Below are 2030 nucleotides of genomic sequence, written 5' to 3'. Positions count from 1 at the left end.
CCGTTACTACAAACCTATAAAATCCTATAAAGAGCTATAAAATTCTCTCAATTTGGGATTTTTGTTGTATTCCTAGTTCAACCTTGCTGGTTGCTAAACGATTATTGGATAAGTCATTCAACAGAGCCGTCAAGTCCATAGGCGTAAATTCGGCAGTAACTCTACCTACTAAATGCTTTAAAAGATTGATAGCAGCGTTTATATCTCTATCTAATTCAAAGCCACACTCTAGGCATTGATAAATCCTATCTTTAAGTTTTAAATCTTGTTTAACCTTTTGACAATTAGAGCAAGTCTTAGAGCTTGGATAGTAAGTGTCAGCTCTTAGAATTTCTTTATTAGAGTATTTAGCTTTATATTCTAATAGCGTGTTAAACACAGACATAGAAACATCGCTTAAAGATTTAGCCAACCTGTGATTTTTAAACATGTTTTTGACTTTCAAACTCTCTAAACAAAACGAGCTTGAGTGTTTTATAAGAGAGCTTGTGAGCTTGTGTAAAAAATCAAGTCTGATGTTAGCGATTTTTTCATGCAAGTGGGTAAGCTTTTTAGAATGCTTTAAGTAATTATTAGATTTCTTGGTTTTATCCCCTTTGGTTTTTGGGTGGATTTTTTTACTCAGTTGTCTGCTAATTCTTACAAGCTTTCTAGTAAGCTTATCTAAGGGCTTAGGGGCATAGATATTTAAGCCATTAGACAAACTCACAAAGGATTTAATCCCTATATCGATCCCTAGATTATTATGACTCTCTTGGAGCTTATGGGTTCGTTTGTATTCACTCTCATCAATATCACAAGAGATTGAAACATAAAAATGATCGCCCTTTTGAGTGATGGTAGCGTTATGGATTTTGCCTTGAAATCTTAGTTTTTCAGTGAGTTTGATTGGGGGTAAGTTAGGTATTTTTAAATAATCAGTATTAGCTGTTTGAATGATTTTAATTTGGTCGCCCCCTATATAAAAAGAACCTTGAAACTCTCTTTTCTTTTTAAATTTAGGGTAACTCACTAAACCTTTTTTCAAATCCCTAAAAAACTTGTTAAAGGCTAGATTTAAGTGGATAAAAGGCTGTTGGGTGGCGTATTTGGTTACTTCATAAACGAAATTAAATTGCGATTTTTTAAGAGCGTTAAACTCTTTTTTAAGCTGTAGATGGTTAGTTTTAATACCCAATTGGTAGTTTTCTTTCCATTTAGCTAACCCCCAATTATAAGCGAACCTAGCGCACCCAAAAGCTTTTTTAAAGTAAGTAGTATGCTTGTTATTAGGCTTTAAAGCGATTTTATGCGTGATTGAGATAGCTGACATTGTTAGTTATTACTTCTTGCATTTCATCTAAGAGTTTTTTGTTTTTCTTAGACCTAGAGCCATACAATCTAGCGCTAAAGACGGTTATAATTTCTAAAACATCTTTGGCTAATTCTTCTTCAAACCTCACATTCTCATCACCCTTATTGATGATAACCACTTCTACTTCTTTAGCTTCACAAATACTGAATACCAATTCGGCTCCAAAGCGTAATAATCTGTCTTTATGCGTTAATACAAGGCGTTTGACTTGATTGTCTAAGATTAAATTTAAAAGCTTGGTTAAGCCTTTTTTATAGTAGTTCATGCCACTCCCTAAATCTTGTATCACTTCATAGTTAAAGCCGCATTTAGCGCAATAAAGCTCTAAAACTTGAACTTGTCTGATTAAGTCATCTTGTTGGTCATGCGAGCTTACTCTAGCATAAGCTATTGTTTTTAATTCATCTTGATTAAAGACTACGCTTCTATTGATACGCCTTAAACTCTCTAACTTATAACGCCTTTCACCGCCTTTAGTGAGTTCATCAGGTTTTAACAAATCTCTTTTATCCCAATTGCGTAAGGTTTGGATAGTTACACCTAAAAGCTTACTCGCTTGACCGATTGATAGCATTCTTTTATTCATGCGAGCAGTATAACACAAAACTTAATAACCTATACAAAAATTATAGTGTTTTATGGATTATTATAGGATTTTAGTTGCTGTTTGTAGCCC

General features: G+C 33.6%; 2 protein-coding genes. Both read right to left on the bottom strand.

Annotated features, from left to right (window positions below; genetic code table 11):
• Positions 1-34: 34 nt before the first annotated feature.
• The gene (locus QT74_RS07760; RefSeq protein WP_033765905.1) at positions 35-1312 is read right to left on the bottom strand and encodes an RNA-guided endonuclease InsQ/TnpB family protein; all 1278 of its coding nucleotides are present in this window, start codon (positions 1310-1312) and stop codon (positions 35-37) included.
• Entirely contained in the window at positions 1287-1940 is a 654-nt protein-coding gene (locus tag QT74_RS07755; protein WP_001042556.1) for an IS607-like element IS607 family transposase, read from the bottom strand. The genes QT74_RS07760 and QT74_RS07755 overlap by 26 nt, the downstream gene beginning before the upstream one ends.
• Positions 1941-2030 lie beyond the last annotated feature (90 nt).

Source organism: Helicobacter pylori SA213A, assembly GCF_000476275.1.
Taxonomy (GTDB): domain Bacteria; phylum Campylobacterota; class Campylobacteria; order Campylobacterales; family Helicobacteraceae; genus Helicobacter; species Helicobacter pylori_CL.
The sequence above is the reverse complement of the archived record's forward strand: the minus strand, read 5'-3'. Positions and strand labels throughout refer to the sequence as shown.

Excerpts from the sequence above, each read along its gene's own strand:
- QT74_RS07760 (WP_033765905.1), bottom strand. The coding sequence starts at position 1,312 with ATGTCAGCTATCTCAATCACGCATAAAATCGCTTTAAAGCCTAATAAC.
- QT74_RS07755 (WP_001042556.1), bottom strand. The coding sequence starts at position 1,940 with ATGAATAAAAGAATGCTATCAATCGGTCAAGCGAGTAAGCTTTTAGGT.